The sequence below is a fragment of the Pseudomonas turukhanskensis genome (genome assembly GCF_027922365.1).
Taxonomy (GTDB): Bacteria; Pseudomonadota; Gammaproteobacteria; order Pseudomonadales; family Pseudomonadaceae; genus Aquipseudomonas; species Aquipseudomonas turukhanskensis.
In genome coordinates, this window is sequence record NZ_BSFN01000009.1 from 63,039 (window position 1) to 78,060 (window position 15,022).

14 protein-coding genes are annotated in these 15,022 nt (G+C 62.1%); 2 read left to right on the forward strand and 12 right to left on the reverse strand.

Going from position 1 to position 15,022, the window contains the following annotated elements; all coding sequences use genetic code 11:
- The 9 genes from PKE98_RS16015 to PKE98_RS16055 all read right to left on the reverse strand — a co-directional run bounded on the left by PKE98_RS16015 (position 1) and on the right by PKE98_RS16055 (position 9,045).
- Positions 1–276, reverse strand: coding sequence for a DUF971 domain-containing protein (locus PKE98_RS16015; protein ID WP_271196311.1), 276 nt, complete (start codon positions 274–276; stop codon positions 1–3).
- The gene (locus tag PKE98_RS16020) at positions 276–1,238 is read right to left on the reverse strand and encodes a HEAT repeat domain-containing protein (RefSeq protein WP_271196312.1); all 963 of its coding nucleotides are present in this window, start codon (positions 1,236–1,238) and stop codon (positions 276–278) included. The genes PKE98_RS16015 and PKE98_RS16020 overlap by 1 nt, the downstream gene beginning before the upstream one ends.
- Positions 1,235–2,089 carry an ABC transporter ATP-binding protein gene (locus PKE98_RS16025; RefSeq protein ID WP_271196313.1) on the reverse strand — a complete coding sequence of 285 codons (855 nt, stop codon included), beginning with the start codon at positions 2,087–2,089 and terminating at the stop codon, positions 1,235–1,237. The genes PKE98_RS16020 and PKE98_RS16025 overlap by 4 nt, the downstream gene beginning before the upstream one ends.
- Positions 2,086–2,862: an ABC transporter permease gene (locus PKE98_RS16030; protein ID WP_271196314.1), complete on the reverse strand. Its 777-nt coding sequence runs from the start codon at positions 2,860–2,862 to the stop codon at positions 2,086–2,088. Before PKE98_RS16030 ends, PKE98_RS16025 begins: the two co-directional genes overlap by 4 nt.
- Positions 2,863–2,962: 100 nt before the next feature.
- Positions 2,963–4,375, reverse strand: a complete 1,413-nt coding sequence (locus tag PKE98_RS16035; RefSeq protein ID WP_271196315.1) for an ABC transporter substrate-binding protein — start codon at positions 4,373–4,375, stop codon at positions 2,963–2,965.
- Positions 4,376–4,620: 245 nt separating this feature from the next.
- Positions 4,621–4,866, reverse strand: a complete 246-nt coding sequence (locus PKE98_RS16040; RefSeq protein WP_108096737.1) for a 4Fe-4S dicluster domain-containing protein — start codon at positions 4,864–4,866, stop codon at positions 4,621–4,623.
- 49 nt (positions 4,867–4,915) lie between these two features.
- On the reverse strand, positions 4,916–6,652 hold the full coding sequence (locus PKE98_RS16045; protein ID WP_271196317.1) for a fumarate reductase/succinate dehydrogenase flavoprotein subunit: 1,737 nt from the start codon (positions 6,650–6,652) through the stop codon (positions 4,916–4,918).
- On the reverse strand, positions 6,649–7,398 hold the full coding sequence (locus PKE98_RS16050) for a GntR family transcriptional regulator (protein ID WP_271196318.1): 750 nt from the start codon (positions 7,396–7,398) through the stop codon (positions 6,649–6,651). The genes PKE98_RS16045 and PKE98_RS16050 overlap by 4 nt, the downstream gene beginning before the upstream one ends.
- A 342-nt stretch (positions 7,399–7,740) precedes the next feature.
- Positions 7,741–9,045 carry a dicarboxylate/amino acid:cation symporter gene (locus PKE98_RS16055; protein ID WP_271196319.1) on the reverse strand — a complete coding sequence of 435 codons (1,305 nt, stop codon included), beginning with the start codon at positions 9,043–9,045 and terminating at the stop codon, positions 7,741–7,743.
- 374 nt (positions 9,046–9,419) lie between these two features.
- On the opposite strand from PKE98_RS16055, the gene PKE98_RS16060 reads away from it, so the two are divergent.
- Complete coding sequence (locus PKE98_RS16060) at positions 9,420–10,418, forward strand: AraC family transcriptional regulator (RefSeq protein ID WP_271196320.1); 999 nt, start codon at positions 9,420–9,422, stop codon at positions 10,416–10,418.
- A 135-nt stretch (positions 10,419–10,553) separates the two neighbouring features.
- Positions 10,554–11,426: a pseudouridine synthase gene (locus tag PKE98_RS16065; RefSeq protein WP_271196321.1), complete on the forward strand. Its 873-nt coding sequence runs from the start codon at positions 10,554–10,556 to the stop codon at positions 11,424–11,426.
- Positions 11,427–11,583: 157 nt separating this feature from the next.
- Here PKE98_RS16065 and PKE98_RS16070 read toward each other — a convergent pair whose 3' ends face one another.
- The 3 genes from PKE98_RS16070 to trhO are packed head-to-tail and all read right to left on the reverse strand — an operon-like array spanning position 11,584 to position 14,980.
- Positions 11,584–13,362 (reverse strand): ABC transporter ATP-binding protein, encoded by a 1,779-nt coding sequence (locus PKE98_RS16070; RefSeq protein ID WP_271196322.1) that lies wholly within the window; start codon positions 13,360–13,362, stop codon positions 11,584–11,586.
- On the reverse strand, positions 13,355–13,990 hold the full coding sequence (locus PKE98_RS16075) for a DsbA family protein (RefSeq protein ID WP_271196323.1): 636 nt from the start codon (positions 13,988–13,990) through the stop codon (positions 13,355–13,357). Before PKE98_RS16075 ends, PKE98_RS16070 begins: the two co-directional genes overlap by 8 nt.
- A 51-nt stretch (positions 13,991–14,041) precedes the next feature.
- Positions 14,042–14,980 (reverse strand): oxygen-dependent tRNA uridine(34) hydroxylase TrhO, encoded by a 939-nt coding sequence (gene trhO / locus PKE98_RS16080; protein ID WP_271196324.1) that lies wholly within the window; start codon positions 14,978–14,980, stop codon positions 14,042–14,044.
- Positions 14,981–15,022 lie beyond the last annotated feature (42 nt).

Here is a 15,022-nt window from a genome sequence, read left to right on the forward strand (position 1 = left end):
TTACATGAGCTCGCGCAGGTAAGCCCAGGGAAAGATCCCCCGCTCGTGCCCATCGCTGAACACCAGTTGCACGCCATAACCCTGCGGGTTGATGGCGGTCAGGCGCACCTGCTCGTCGACCACCGTGATGCGGCCACCCAAACGTGCCGCACGGCACTGCGAACAGGGGCACGCTGCGCGCAAACGGGCATGGCTTAGTTCGACCGTGGCGTCGCTCCACTGCACCTGCAACTGGCGCTGTTCCTTGCGATTGCGCAGGGCGACCGGGGCGTCCATTACGCCCCCTGCAATTGCGCGATGGCGATGCGCACGGCCTTGCGCACCTCCGGGTCACCGTCGTGCTCGGCGGCCTGCAGCGCCGGCAATGCCGACGCATCGGCCAGTTCGCCCAAGGCCAGGGCGGCTTCTTTGCGCAGGTTGCTGATGGCGTGGCCGAGCACCTCCACAAGCGCCGGCAAGGCGGGCGCAAAACGCAATTTGCCCAAGGCGCGGGCAGCGCGCAGGCGCACCTGCCAGTAGTCGTCTTGCAGTGCCGACAACACGATGGGGCCGGCGTCGGGCAGGCCGACCTTACCCAAGGTGGTCGCGGCCTCCTCGCGCACTTGCCAGGCCGGGTCCTGCAACGCCGCCTGCAGCGCTGGCAGCACGCTGGCATCGCGGGCCAGGCCCAGGGCACCAGTCGCGGCGCGGCGCACTTCGGCGTCCTGGTCGTCGCTGGCCAGCCGCGCCAATTGCCCCAGCGCAGCGGTTTGCTTAAGCCAGCCGAGAATGCCCACCGCTTCGCGGCGCACAAAGGCATCGCTGTCGGTCAACGCCTGCAAGGCCACCGGCGCGCTGTCCGCCAGGCGAAGTTCACGCAAGGCGCGCAAGGCACTGGCGCGAACGAAGGCATCGGCATGGGCAGCCCACGGCAGAATCACCCGCCCTGCCTCGGCAGTTTTCAACTCGCTCAGGCTCTGGGCGGCGGCGGCACGTACCGCGTCATCGGCATCGGCGAGGGCGGCGCATAGGGCGCCAACCACCTCCTCTTCTTCCCAGCCTTCGAGCAGGCGGGCGGCCTCGCTGCGCACGTCGGCGGCGTTGTCCTGGCCCAGCGCTCGAATCAGCCAGGGCAAGCCGTCTGGGTCTTCGAGGTCGGCCAGGTCGATCAGGGCAATGCGCCGTACACCGCCGTCACTGCTGTTCAGGCGCGGTTGCAGGGTTTGGATATCGGGGTTGTCGGTATAGAGGTCGGTCATAGGGCAATTCGCAATGGCGGGTGGTCGCTGGGCAAACCCAGCGGAGTCAGGCGTGGCAACTCGCGGCCTTCTTCGTGGCGCAGCAGTTCCAGGCAATGGCGTTTGAGGTGAGTGAAAGCCGGGCTGGTAAGCAGCTCGGCGCGGCGCGGGCGGGCAAAGTCCAGGCGCAGGTCTTCGATAAAACGACCAGGGCGCGGGCTCATCACCAGAATGCGGTCGGCGAGAAACAGCGCCTCGTCGATGTCGTGGGTGACAAACACCACAGTGGTGCGAATGCGGCCCCAAATTTCGAGCAGCAACTCCTGCATGCGCCCACGGGTTTGCGCATCGAGGGCGCCGAAGGGTTCGTCCATCAGCAGCAGGCGCGGGCGATTGATCAGCACACGGGCAATTTCGGCGCGCTGTTGCATGCCGCCGGACAGTTGGTTGGGCCAGCGCGTGGCGAAATCCTGCAGACCAACGAGGCCGAGAAAGTCGCGTGCCTGTTGCTGGCGCGCCGCCTTGTTGAGGCCCTGCATTTTCAAGCCAAAGGCGACATTGTCGAGCACGCTGCGCCAGGGCAGTAGCGTGTGGTGCTGAAACACCATGCCGCGTGCCGGCGACGGCCCGGCGACTGCTTCGCCATCGACCCGCAACACGCCGGCACTGGGTTGCAGATGGCCGGCCAGGGCGCCGAGCAACGTCGACTTGCCGCAGCCCGAAGGCCCGAGAATGCACACGAACTCGCCGGCGGCGACGGAGAAATCCAATGCCTGCACGGCTTCGAACGCCTGCGCGCCCTCGCCCAGGCGAATGGTCAGGCGCTCGACGTCGATGCGCCCGGCCGACAGAAAATGTTCCTGGCTGGTCATCGACTGGCTCCCCGATACCAGGGCGTCAGCAGGCCGCCAAGGTGTTTGACCAGGGCACTGCTGCCCATGCCCAGCACGCCGATCAGCAGCATGCCGACGATGATGTCCGGGTAGTTCTGAATGGTGTACGACTCCCAGGTGTAGTAACCGATGCCGAACTGCCCGGAGATCATCTCCGCCGTCACCAGGCAAAACCACGAGGTGCCCATGCCAATGGCCAGGCCGGTGACAATGCTCGGCGCCGCGCCCGGCAATACCACCTCACGCAGAATCGCCCAGCGCCCAGCACCCAGGCTGCGGGCCGAAGCGATCAGGCGCGGGTCCACGCCCTCCACGCCATGCACGGTGTTCAGCAGCACAGGGAACAGCGCGCCGGTGAACGTGATAAACACCATCGACAGCTCGGACGACGGGAACATCAGAATCGCCAGGGGAATCCAGGCCACGGCCGGAATCGGGCGCAGCACTTCCAGCGGCGGCAACAGGGTGTCTTCGGCCCACTTCCAGCGGCCGATGGCCACACCCAGCACTACGCCAAACAGCGCCGCCGTGATGTAACCGGCGAACACCCGCAACAGGCTGCTGGACAGATGCGCCCAGAGCTTGCTGCTTTCCACCAACGCGACGGCGGCTTGGGCTACCGAGCTTGGAGTGGGCACGTAGGTGAAGGTGAGCAGGCCGAAGTCCAGGCGCTGGCTGGCTGCTACCTGCCAGAAGAGCAGGCAGAGGGCGAGCGAGGTCAGGCGAATGGGCCAGCGGTAAAAACGGGTCATTGCGTACTCCTGCACGATTCTGGATCCCCGCCTTCGCGGGGATGACGGAGGTTTTGGGCAAGAACTCCGTCGCCCCAGCGCAGGCTGGGGCCCAGATTCTTTAAAGCGCTACAACTGCCTGTTGATTAACACTGGCGAAATCCAGCGCCGTACCGCCATTGGCCGAAGCAAATCGCTGCGCCTGGTCTTTGAGCAGGAAGGCGTTCAACTCGCCCTTGGCATTGCGCACAAACCACGCCTGACTGGCCAGCAGCTTGATGCCGCTGTCGGCCGCCTGGGCGTAGATGGCGCGGATGTCTTTGCCTTCTTTTTCCAGATCCGCCAGGGCCTTCAAGGCTTCTTCCGGCGAGCTGTAGTGGCGAACTTTGTCTTCACCGCGCACCCAGATCTGCGCCAGGCGCTTGAAGTCGGTGATCGGTTTGCCGGTGATCGCATCATTTGCTTTGAGCGGCGCCGGCGCGTAGTTGGCCAGGGCTTTGTCGTAGTCCAGACCGGCTTGTTTGAAGGCGGCGCGGATGTACTGGTCGTCGACGAACTGCTCAACGTCCAAGCCTTTGTCGGTCTTCTTCAGCAGCTTGAGGGTGTCGATGGCAGTGGCCACGGCTTTGCGGTATTCCGGCTTCCAGGTGAGGTCGCGGGTTTGCAGCCCGAGCGGGCCGTGGAACAGGTAGTTCACCTCGGCCTCCACGCCGGTGACCTTTTCGATCAGCTCGCTGTATTTCTCAGGTTCTGCGGCAATCAGCTGGTCGGCTTCGAGGCTGGCGCGCAGGTAGGCGGTGACAATTTCCGGGTATTTTTTCGCGTAGTCGCCTGCCACCAGGGCGCCGTGGAAGGTTGGCGCGTTGGCCTGCGAGCCGTCGTAGATTTTGCGGGCGAAGCCGCGGTTGGGGAACAGCTCGGCAAAGGGCACGAAGTCGGCGTGGGCGTCGATGCGGTTGCTGCGCAGCGCCGAGCCGGCGATTTCCGGCGCCTGGGCAATGATTTTCACGTCTTTCTCCGGGTCCCAGCCTTGCGCGGCAACGGCGCGCAGCAGCATGCCGTGGGCGGTGGACGCGAACGGCACGGAGATGGTCTTGCCCTTTAGTTGCGCCAGGGACTGCACCGCTGAAGACGCCGGCACCACGATGCCGTTGCCGCTACCGGTGGTGCTGCCCGACAGCACACTGATAAACAGGCTCTGCTTGCCGGCATCGCGGAACGCCACGCCGTTGAACGAGCCCGGGAAGTCGGCCATGGCGCCGAAGTCCAGTTTGCCGGCGACCATTTCGTTGGTCAGCGGCGCGCCACTGGTGAAGTTCTTCCACTGCACTTCGTATTTGGCGTCTTTGTACTTGCCGTCGTGCGGCAGGTATTTGTCCAGCAGCCCGAGTTCACGAATCAACAGGCCGCCGGTGGCGCAGTTGATGGTGGTGTCCTGGGTGCCGATGGCGATACGGATGGTTTCAGCCGATGCCTGGGTTGAAGCCAGGCCGATGGCCAGCGCGAGGCCGGCGAGTGTGCTACGCAGGTGCATGGGTGTTTCCCCTCGAATCATGGTTTTTTAATCGTCTCCGCCGCCTTTTCGGCTGGTGGGAAACGAGGGGGTGTTGCAGACAAGGCGTCCGTGGTTGGCGGATGGCGGTTATTTTTCGAATTCCACCGTCATCCCCGCGCAGGCGGGGATCCAGAATCTAGCGTCGTACGTCGCTCTGCGTAACATCCGAAATTCTGGGTCCCCGCCTTCGCGAGGACGACGGGTGTTTTTATTTAGGTGGTGCGTTAACGCAGCAGATACGGGATCTCGACCTTCACCGCCCCGGTCGGGCAGTCCTTTTCACAGGGCATGCAGTACCAGCATTCGTCGAACGCCATATAGGCTTTCTGCGTGGCCGGGTTGATGGCCAGAAGGTCCATGGGGCAGACCTCGACGCAGACGGTGCAGCCTTTTTCGGCGATGCATTTGTCTTCGTCGATGGTTACCGGCGCATTGCTGCGAAAGAAGATTTCCTGGGGCTGATAGGCCATGACACGGTGTCCTCGGAGCCTCTGGCTCTCTCGTTTTCTGTTCTGAAAATCAGGCGGCCGCTTCGGCCTTTACCCGCAGGCGGTTGTAGGCCTGCTGTTCTTCGTCATCCAGGGCGATCAGGTACGGTTCCACCGGCTTCTTGAAGCTGGTCATACGCCCGTCTGCACCTTTGTGCAGGTGGCAGTGGAAGAACCACTCGGCATCATTGCGCAGCGGATAGTCGACACGGTGGTGGTAAAGGCCCCAGCGGCTTTCGGTGCGGAACAGCGAGGCGCGCGCGGCCATCTCGGCGCAGTCGCGAATCACGCTGACTTCCAGGGCGCGCATCAACTCGTGGGGGTTGCTGGCCTTGAGCTGCTCGAGGTCGTGCTCGATGGCGGCGAAGCGGTCCAGGCCCAGCTGCATTTTCTTGGTCACTTTCGGCGGCTGCAGATAGTCGTTCACAAAGCGGCGCAGCTTGTACTCCACCTGGGCGGGCGGCAGGCCGTGTTCGCGCAGCAGCGGTGCGTACACGCGGGCGCGTTCGCGTTCGATCTGCTCGGCATCTAGGGCAGTGAAATCACGCTCGGCCACGTAGTCGGCAGAGTTGGTGCCGGCGAACCAGCCATAGGTGAAGGCGCCGAGCATGTAGTTATGCGGCACGGCAGCCATGTCGCCGGCCGAGTACAGGCCTTTAACCGAGGTCTCGGCCTTTTCGTTTACCCACACGCCCGAGGCGCTATGCCCGGAGCAGAAGCCGATTTCGGAGATATGCATCTCCACCATGCTCTGGCGGTAATCGGTGCCCCGGTTGGCGTGGAACTGGCCACGGCTGGGGCGCTCGTTACTGTGCAGAATTTCTTCGATGTTCTGGATGGTCTCTTCGGCCAGGTGGTCGAGCTTGAGGAACACCGGGCCGTTGCCGCTTTCGAGCTCCTGATGGAACTCCCACATCATCTGGCCGCTCCAGTAGTCGCATTCGATAAAACGCTCGCCCTTGTTATTGGCGGTGTAGCCGCCGAGCGGGCCGGTGACGTAGGCGCAGGCCGGGCCGTTGTAATCCTTTATCAGCGGGTTGATCTGGAAGCACTCCAGGTTCGCCAGCTCGGCGCCGGCGTGATAGGCCATGGCGTAACCGTCGCCGGCGTTGGTCGGGTTCTCGTAAGTGCCCATCAGGTAACCGGAGGCCGGCAAGCCCAGCCGGCCGGCGGCGCCGCAGCAGAGAATCACGGCCTTGGCCTTGATCACATGGAAGTCGGCGGTGCGGCTGTCAAAGCCCATCACGCCGTTCACCGTGCCCTCGGCATCGGTAAGCAGGCGGGTAGCGATCACCCGGTTGGTGATTTCCACCCGGGCGCGCTTGAGCTGGCGGTACAGCACTTTCTTGATGTCGTGCCCTTCGGGCATCGGCAGCACATAGGCGCCCATGTGGTGAACCTTTTTCACCGCGTAGTCGCCGGTTTCGTCTTTTTCGAACTTCACGCCCCAACGGTCGAGCTGTTCGATGGTTTCAAAGCTGTGGGTGGCGTAGGCGTACACGGCAGCCTGATTGACGATGCCGTCGTTAGCCACGGTGATTTCCTTGGTGTACTGCTCGGGCGTGGCGTGGCCGGGAATGATGGCGTTGTTAAGGCCGTCCATGCCCATGCTGATGGCGCCGCTGCGTTTGACGTTGGCTTTGTCCAGGAGCAACACGCGCAGGTTCTTGTTGCGCTCCTTGGCTTTGATCGCAGCCATGGGGCCGGCCGTGCCGCCGCCGATGATGACGATGTCGTACTCGCGTTCGATGGTGGGGTACTGGCTCATACGTGGCGGCCCTTGTGACGGTCACTGCGCAGGCGGTACTGGAAGGCATCGCCGCGGTAGTAGAGGTATTCGAAATCCAGCGGTGTGCCGGCGTCGTCGTGGGTCAGGCGTTCGATGCGCATGATCGGCGCGCCCTCTTCCACCTGCAGCGCGCGGGTGAGGTCGGCGTCGGCCAGAATCGCGTCGATGGCCAGGTCCGCGTGGCCCAGGGCAATGCCGCAGTCGTTTTCCAGAATCAGGAAAATGTCGCGGGTGACCAGGTCGGCTTTTTCCAGGCGCTGACCGAGGTGCTCAGGTACGTAAGTCACTTCCAGGGAAATAGGCTCGCGGTTCACCAGGCGCACGCGCTTGATTTCGGTGACCGGCGCGCCCTCCTCCAACTGCAAGGTTTCGGCGACGCGGGGCGAGGCTGGGATGTGCTTTACGCTGAGCAAGCGGTTGATCACCTCGTAGCCCATCTGCCGCATCGACTCGGCGAGCCCCTGCAGAGTGCTGACGTTTTGGAACGCCTTGGGCTTGGCCACGAAGGTGCCCTTGCCGTGAATCTTGAAAATCAGCCCTTCCTTCTGCAGGTCACCCAGCGCCTGGCGCACGGTGATGCGGCTGACGGCAAAGGCGCTGCCCAGCTCGCTTTCCGACGGCATGCGGCTCAAGGCCGGGTAGGTGCCGTCGAGGATGCGTGCGCGCAGCACGTCCTTGAGTTGGGTGTAGAGCGGAACGGGTGACAGGGGAATCAATTCAGCCATTTTCATTTCTCGCAAAGCGTTACTTGTTATAACAAGTTGTGACGAGAAGATATGAGCATAAGCGCGAGGCAGCAAGGATTTTTATGGCATATGCATATGAAGGAAAACCGACTGTGCCCCGGCCCTCACCCCAGCCCGGCTGGCCTAACGGGAAAGGGGGGGGCCTCACCGCGTATTACAGGAGCGCCTCGATTGGATTCCCCTCTCCCGCTTGCAGGAGAGGGGCTAGGGGGGGGGTGAGGGGTAAGTGGCTTCGGCTTTTGCGCCCAACAAAAAAAGCCCGCACTGGGCGGGCTGAGAAGCTTCCCCTCTCGTGAAGGGGCAGTAAAACGGTACTAGGGATTAGCCGTGGGCAGGTTTGCTCTCGCCTTCTACAACTACATCCGTCGTGGCGCCCTGGTTCAACTCACGCTGCAGCGTGGCGTTGTCCAGCTGGCCACACCATTTGCCAACCACGATGGTTGCCACGCCGTTACCCACCAGGTTGGTCAACGCACGGGCTTCGGACATAAAGCGGTCGATACCCAGAATCAGCGCCAGACCGGCAACCGGCAGGTGGCCGACGGCGGACAACGTGGCAGCCAGTACGATAAAGCCGCTACCGGTTACGCCCGCTGCGCCCTTGGAGGCAATCAGCAGTACCAGGATCAGGGCGATCTGGTGAGAGATGTCCATGTGGGTGTCGGTCGCCTGCGCGATAAACACGGCGGCCATGGTCAGGTAGATCGAGGTGCCGTCGAGGTTGAACGAGTAGCCAGTCGGGATAACCAGGCCGACAACAGACTTGTTCACACCCAGCTTCTGCATCTTGTCGATCATGCGCGGCAGCGCGGTTTCCGAACTCGAGGTGCCGAGCACAATCAGCAGTTCTTCACGGATGTAGCGCACGAACTTGAGGATGCTGAAACCGTGGAAACGGGCAATGCCGCCGAGCACGACCAACACGAACAGCAGGCAGGTGACGTAGAAGCAGGCCATCAGGTAGCCCAGTTGCACCAGCGAACCCACACCGTATTTACCGATGGTGAAGGCCATGGCACCCAGAGCACCCAACGGCGCGACTTTCATGATCACGCCGATGATGCCGAAGAACACCTGGGAAATACGCTCGATGAATTCGAACACCGGACGACCGTAGTCACCGGCACGGTGCAGGGCGTAGCCGAACAGTACCGAGAAGAACAGCACCTGCAGAATGTCACCGCCAGCGAAGGCACCGACCACGGTGGCCGGAATGACGTTCATGATGAACTCGATGGTGCTCTGCTTTTCACCGGCTGCGGCGTACGCGGCGATACCCGAGGTATCCAGCGAAGCCGGATCGATGTGCATGCCAACACCCGGTTGCACGATGTTTACAACAAAGAGGCCGATTAGCAGGGCAATGGTGGAAACGATTTCGAAGTAGAGCAGCGCGTAACCGCCGGTTTTACCAACGGCCTTCATGCTCTGCATGCCGGCAATACCGGTTACTACGGTGCAGAAGATGATGGGGGCGATGATCATTTTGATCAGTTTGACGAACCCGTCGCCGAGGGGCTTGAGGGCGACAGCGGTGTCTGGGTAGAAATGCCCAAGCAATACGCCGATGGCGATGGCTATCAGCACTTGAACATACAGAATCTTATAGAACGGTTTGCGGGTCATGGCATGTTCCTCAACGACCGCACGGCATCATTTCCGGATGCGCGCGCTGCCTGTGCGCTAACCCTCCTTCACCGGAGGGATTTGTTGTTGGCCAGCCTGCGTGTAATGCAGGCCTGCAGCGCCTATTGCAGGGGGCATGCCATCCTTCGATCTATCGATAATTCCCTTTAAATACAGCATCTTATAAACACAACCCAAGCAAAGTGACGCTTTATTTGGCGGATTCCCGCCAAGCAGTGGCGGATATCCCCCGCGCCGTTCCCTTACCGCGCTAAGCACTCGCCTAGAAAAAGCATAGTCGGCGCATTGCAGCCGTGTGCTTCGTCCCAGCCATCGCTTACCATCGACCGGCCTTTTCTGCCCGAGCCTGCCTTATGCGTGAACGCACCATCGCCAGCCATTTCGTGCGCGCTGCCTTGCGCGGCGCCGAGCGCCAGGGCGTGGACTGCTCAGCCATCTTGCGTGAGGTGAATATTCAGCCGGCCCTGCTGGACGAACCCCGTGCACGGGTGGCGCCCGAACAGTTCGCCCGACTGATGCAATTGCTCTGGGAAAAACTGGCCGACGAGTACATGGGTTTTGGCCGCACCCGCAGCAAACCCGGCACCTTTGCGATGATGTGTTACGCCCTGATCCACTGCCACACCCTGGAAAAGGCCCTGCTGCGCGGCACGCTGTTTTACAGCCTGTTTGAGGAGGCGCCGAAAATCACCCTGACCCGCGAAGGCGACTGGGCGCGGCTGACGGTCGATGATTCGACCATGATCGACCCCGACCATTTTCTGGTGGAGAGCCTGCTGGTGATCTGGCACCGCCTGGCCAGTTGGTTGATCGGCCAGCGCATCCGCCTGCAGGAGGCCACCTTTCGTTATGCGGAGCCTGCACACAGCGCCGAATACGATTTGCTGTTTCCCAACCCTCGACGCTTTGGCGCTGGCAGCACCAGTCTGCTGTTTCAGGCGCGATATCTGGCCATGCCGCTGCTGCAAGACGAACGTACCCTCAAGCACTTTCTGGAACACTCCCCCGCCGACCTGCTGGCCCGCCCGGACGGCGGCGACAGCCTGATCAGCCAGATCCGCCGCTTGCTCGGTCGCGACTGCGCCGACTGGCCCGACCTCGAAGCGGTGGCGCAGCAACTGCACATGAGCCCGCAAACCTTGCGGCGGCATTTGCGCGAAGAAGGCTCGAGCTTTCAGGAACTCAAAGACCACCTGCGTCGCGACCTGGCGATTTACCACCTGGGCCGCGATAACCTGGCGATTCAGGATATCGCCGAGCAGTTGGGGTTCTCAGAGCCGTCGGCGTTTCACCGCGCGTTCAAGAAGTGGACGGGGCTGACGCCTGGCGCGTATCGCGCGCAGGAGAATTGATCGGCGTTTGCAGCATTCGCGAGCAAGCTGGCTCCTACGGGATGGTGTAGGAGCGAGCTTGCTTGCGAACCTGGCAAAAGGCATTGCTTAACCAAACGCAGGTAGAATCGCTTCCTCTTTTCCCGGTTCGTTAATATGCCCCTGCCCACCCGCCGCAGCACCCTCTACCTCCCCGCTGGCCCATGGCCCACGGTGTTGGACTGCCTGTGCGCGCATTTCTCGGCTATCAGCCGCGAGACTTGGGTGGCGCGCATCGCTGGCGGCAAGGTGCTGGATGAACATGAGCAGCCCATCGGCCCCGAGCACCCGTATAAACAAGGCTTGCGCATTCACTACTTCCGCGAAGTGCCGAACGAGACGCCGGTACCGTTCGAGGAAACCGTGCTGTATGCCGACGAGCACCTGATCGTCGCCGACAAACCGCATTTCCTCTCGGTGACGCCGGCCGGCGAATACGTTGAGCAAACCTTGCTGGCGCGTTTGAGCAAACGCTTTAACAGCCACGACCTGGTGCCGCTGCACCGCATCGACCGCCTGACTGCCGGCCTGGTGTTGTTCTCCGTGCAACCGCAAACCCGCGCCGCATATCAACGTATGTTCGCAGAACGCACCATGCATAAAACCTACGAAGCCATCGCCCCGGCGCTGCCGAACGTAGCGTTTCCCCATCTGCATAAAAGCCGCATGGTGGCCGGCGAGCCGTTCTTTTTGATGAAGGAAGGCGACGGCACGCCCAACAGCGAAACCCTGATGGACGTACGCGAGCGCAACGGCGAGTTGTGGCGGTACGGGCTGTTTCCGGTGACCGGCAAGAAGCATCAACTGCGCCTGCATATGGCGGCCCTCGGCGCGGGGATCTGCAACGACCCGTTTTATCCGCACCTGGAAAAAGACGCCGTAGACGACTACACCAAACCGCTCAAGCTGCTGGCGCAAAGCCTGCGGTTTACCGACCCGCTCAGTGGGGTTGAGCGGGAGTTTCAGAGTCAGCTGAAACTGGACTGGTAGCCGTCCGTTCCATCGCTGCGCCTGGATTCCTGCCTGCGCGGGGATGACGCAGATAAAAACAAAGACCTACGTCATCCCTGCGCAGGCAGGGATCCAGAATCTCCCGGCAAATTGGCGATCGCCGGGAGACCGCTCGGTGCGCACAGCACACGATGCGTCAGTGCTGAAGATGGCCGTAGAGCTTGGCGTACAACCCACCCTCGGCAATCAACTCCTGATGCCCGCCGTCTTCGGCAATCTTGCCGCCATCGAACACCAGCACCCGATCCGCCTGCTTAACGGCTGAAAGCCGGTGGGCGACGATCAGCGTGGTGCGGCCTTGCAGGAATTGCCCTAAGGCCTGGTGCAACGCGTACTCGGTGGCGGCATCGAGCGCCGACGTGGCTTCATCGAGAATCACCACGCTCGGCTCGGCCAGCACCATCCGTGCAATCGCCAGCCGCTGTCGCTGGCCGCCGGAAAGGCGCACGCCGGAGCGGCCGACAATACTGTCCAGCCCTTTGGGCAACGCGGAAATGGTGTGGGCTAATTGGGCGATTTCCAGCGCGCGCCAGCAGGCATCGTCACTGCGCTCGCGGCCCATGGTCAGGTTGGCGCGCACGGTGTCGTTGAACAGCGCCGGGTGTTGCAGCACCACGGCCACATGCTCGCGCACGGTTTCCAGACCGATCTCTTGCAGGCTGCTGCCGCCATAGCGAATGGTGCCCGCCTGAGCGGTGTAGAGGCCCAATAGCAGTTGCACCAGGGTACTTTTGCCACCGCCGCTGGCGCCGACAATGGCGACTTTTTCGCCGGGGGAAATGCTCAGGTTAAGGCCATCGAGCACCGGCTCGTCGTTGTAGGCAAAGCTCAGGCCGTGCACTTCAACCCCAACCGTGGGCTGGCCGACAAAGGGATTGGCGCCACCGGTGTACTGCGGTTCATCGGCACGTGCCAGCAACTGGTTGATGCGGGTGAGCGCTCCACCGGCAGCGTAGTAGGCGTATTGCAGATTCAGCAACTGCTCGACCGGGCCGATCATAAACCACAGATAGCTGAACACCGCGAGCATCTGGCCGATCGACAGGTCGGAAAACAGCACGGTGAGCATGGCGGCGGCGCGGAAGATATCAATGCCAAACTGAAACAACAGGCCACTGGCACGGCTTGAGGCATCGCTTTTCCATTGCGAGGCCACGGCGTAGTCGCGCACCTCCTGGGCACGCATACCCAGGCGGCCGAGAAAATAACCCTGACGATTGCCAGCACGCACTTCCTGAATGGCTTCCAGGGTTTCGGTCAGCGCCTGGGTAAAACGCGAGGTGCTGTCGTTTTCCAGCTTCTTGAGGTTTTTAACCCGTTTGCCGAGCTGCACCGTGGCGTACACCACCACCGGGTTGAACAGCAAAATCAGCAGCGCCAGCTTCCAGTGCATCCACAGAAGAATGCCGGCGGTGCCGGTCAGGGTGAGCATGGCCACCAGAAAGCGGCTGAGGGTTTCGCCGACGAATTTGTCCAGGGTGTCGAGGTCGGTCACCAGGTGCGTGGTAACGGTGCCGCTGCCCAGGCTTTCGTATTCACCGAGTGAAATGCGCTTGAGGCGTTCGATCAGCCGCACGCGAATGCGGTACACGATGTCCTTCGACAGCCGCGCAAACAGGCGCGCCTGCAATACGTTGAACACCAGCGCAGAGGCACGCAGCATCAGGGTCAAGGCCACCATCAGGCCAATGTAGCCGACAGCTGTTTGCCACCCCGCCGGCAGGAAGTTGTTCATCACCTTGAGCGCCGCATCGCCCTGTTTGAGCAGCACTTCGTCCACGAGCAACGGCAGCAACAAGGGAATGGGCACGCTGCACAAGGTCGCCAGCACGGCGACCAGGTTGGCGAGCAACAACGACTTTTTGTGGCGCAGGGCCAGACGGCGAATTTCTTTCCAGCTCAAACGGTCAAGCATTGGCACTGTGCTCCAGCCAGCGCGCGAGCAGCGGGGCCAGTTTTTCCAGCGGTTGGTAGCCATTGGTGAGCAGGGCCAGTTGGCCGTTGTGCTCAGCCAACACGGTGGGAAACCCAGCGATACCCAGGTTCTGTACCCATTCGAAATCGGCAGCGGTGGCGGCGAGCTCGGCGGCGCTGTCAAACGCAGCGGCAAATTCGATGCGCGGCAGGCCGGCCTGCTCAGCCAACTCCACCAGCACGCTGGCTTGGGTCACGTCGCGCCCCCCCACATAAAATGCTTGCTGAATCAGCTTTACCAGTGGCCACGCGCTCTCGCCATCCAGGCTGCGCGCGGCTACCAGCGCACGGCAGGCAGGCTCGGTGTCGTAAACAAAGCCATCGGCCAACGCGCCGTCAAAGGTAAATGCCTGGCCGGTGCTGTCGTGCACGGCCTGCCAGTGTTCGAGAATGTAGCGTTTGGTGGTCGGCTCCAGGGCCGCCGCAGTGCCGGCGCGCAAGCCACCGGCCACCAAATGGCTACTGACGCCTGCCGCCTGCGCTTGCTGCGCCAGGGCGTCGAACACCGGAGCAAAGCCCCAGCACCAGGAACACATCGGGTCCATCACGTAGATCAGACGCGCTTGCATGCTTAGGCTCCATGGCCGGGACTGAGAGAGTAAAAGGTGGAAGCCGCGGGTTTAGCCGCGGTCTTTGTCTCGCGGGTTATAGCCCAGAGGATGGGGTTGGTTGCGGGCTTTGGCCAGTTCGATCTGCTTTTGCCGCTCACGTGCACCGGCGCGGGTCTTCTCGCTGAGGTTGTCCCAGCAGTGTGGGCAGCTCACGCCAGGCACGTAGTGCGGCGATTCGCGGTCGGCAATGGAGATCGGAATGCGGCAGGCGTGGCACTGGTCGTATTCGCCTTCGCTCAAGTCGTGGCGCACGGTGACGCGGTTGTCGAAGACAAAGCAGTCGCCTTTCCACAGGGTTTCTTCCTGCGGCACTTCTTCCAGGTACTTGAGGATGCCGCCCTTGAGGTGGAAGACCTCGTCAAAGCCCTGGCCGAGCATGTAGCTGGACGCCTTTTCGCAGCGGATGCCGCCGGTGCAGAACATCGCCACTTTCTTGTGTTTGGCCGGGTCGAAGTTGGCTTCGATATAGGCGGGAAAATCGCGGAAGCTTTTGGTCTTGGGGTCTTGCGCACCTTCGAAGGTGCCGATGGCCACTTCGTAATCGTTGCGGGTATCGATCAGCAGCACTTCGGGGTCAGAGATCAGCGCGTTCCAGTCTTGCGGCTCTACGTAGGTGCCCACTTTCAGGTTGGGGTCGACGCCCGGCACGCCGAGGGTGACGATCTCTTTTTTCAGCTTGACCTTGGTGCGGTAGAACGGCTGCTCGTCGCAGAACGATTCTTTGTGGTCGATATCATTGAAGCGCGGGTCGCGCTTGAGCCAGGCGAGCAGGCCGTCGATGCCTTCGCGGCTACCGGAAACGGTGCCGTTGATGCCTTCGATGGCGATGAGCAAGGTGCCTTTGATGCCGTTGTCGAGCATGGCTTGCAACAGCGGTTCGCGCAGCGCTTCGTAGTCGGTCAGGGTGACGAACTTGTACAGCGCCGCCACGACGATGGATTGGGTCATGGGGTATTTCTCCTGGTGGTCGCCCGCGTAAAGGGCGGACCG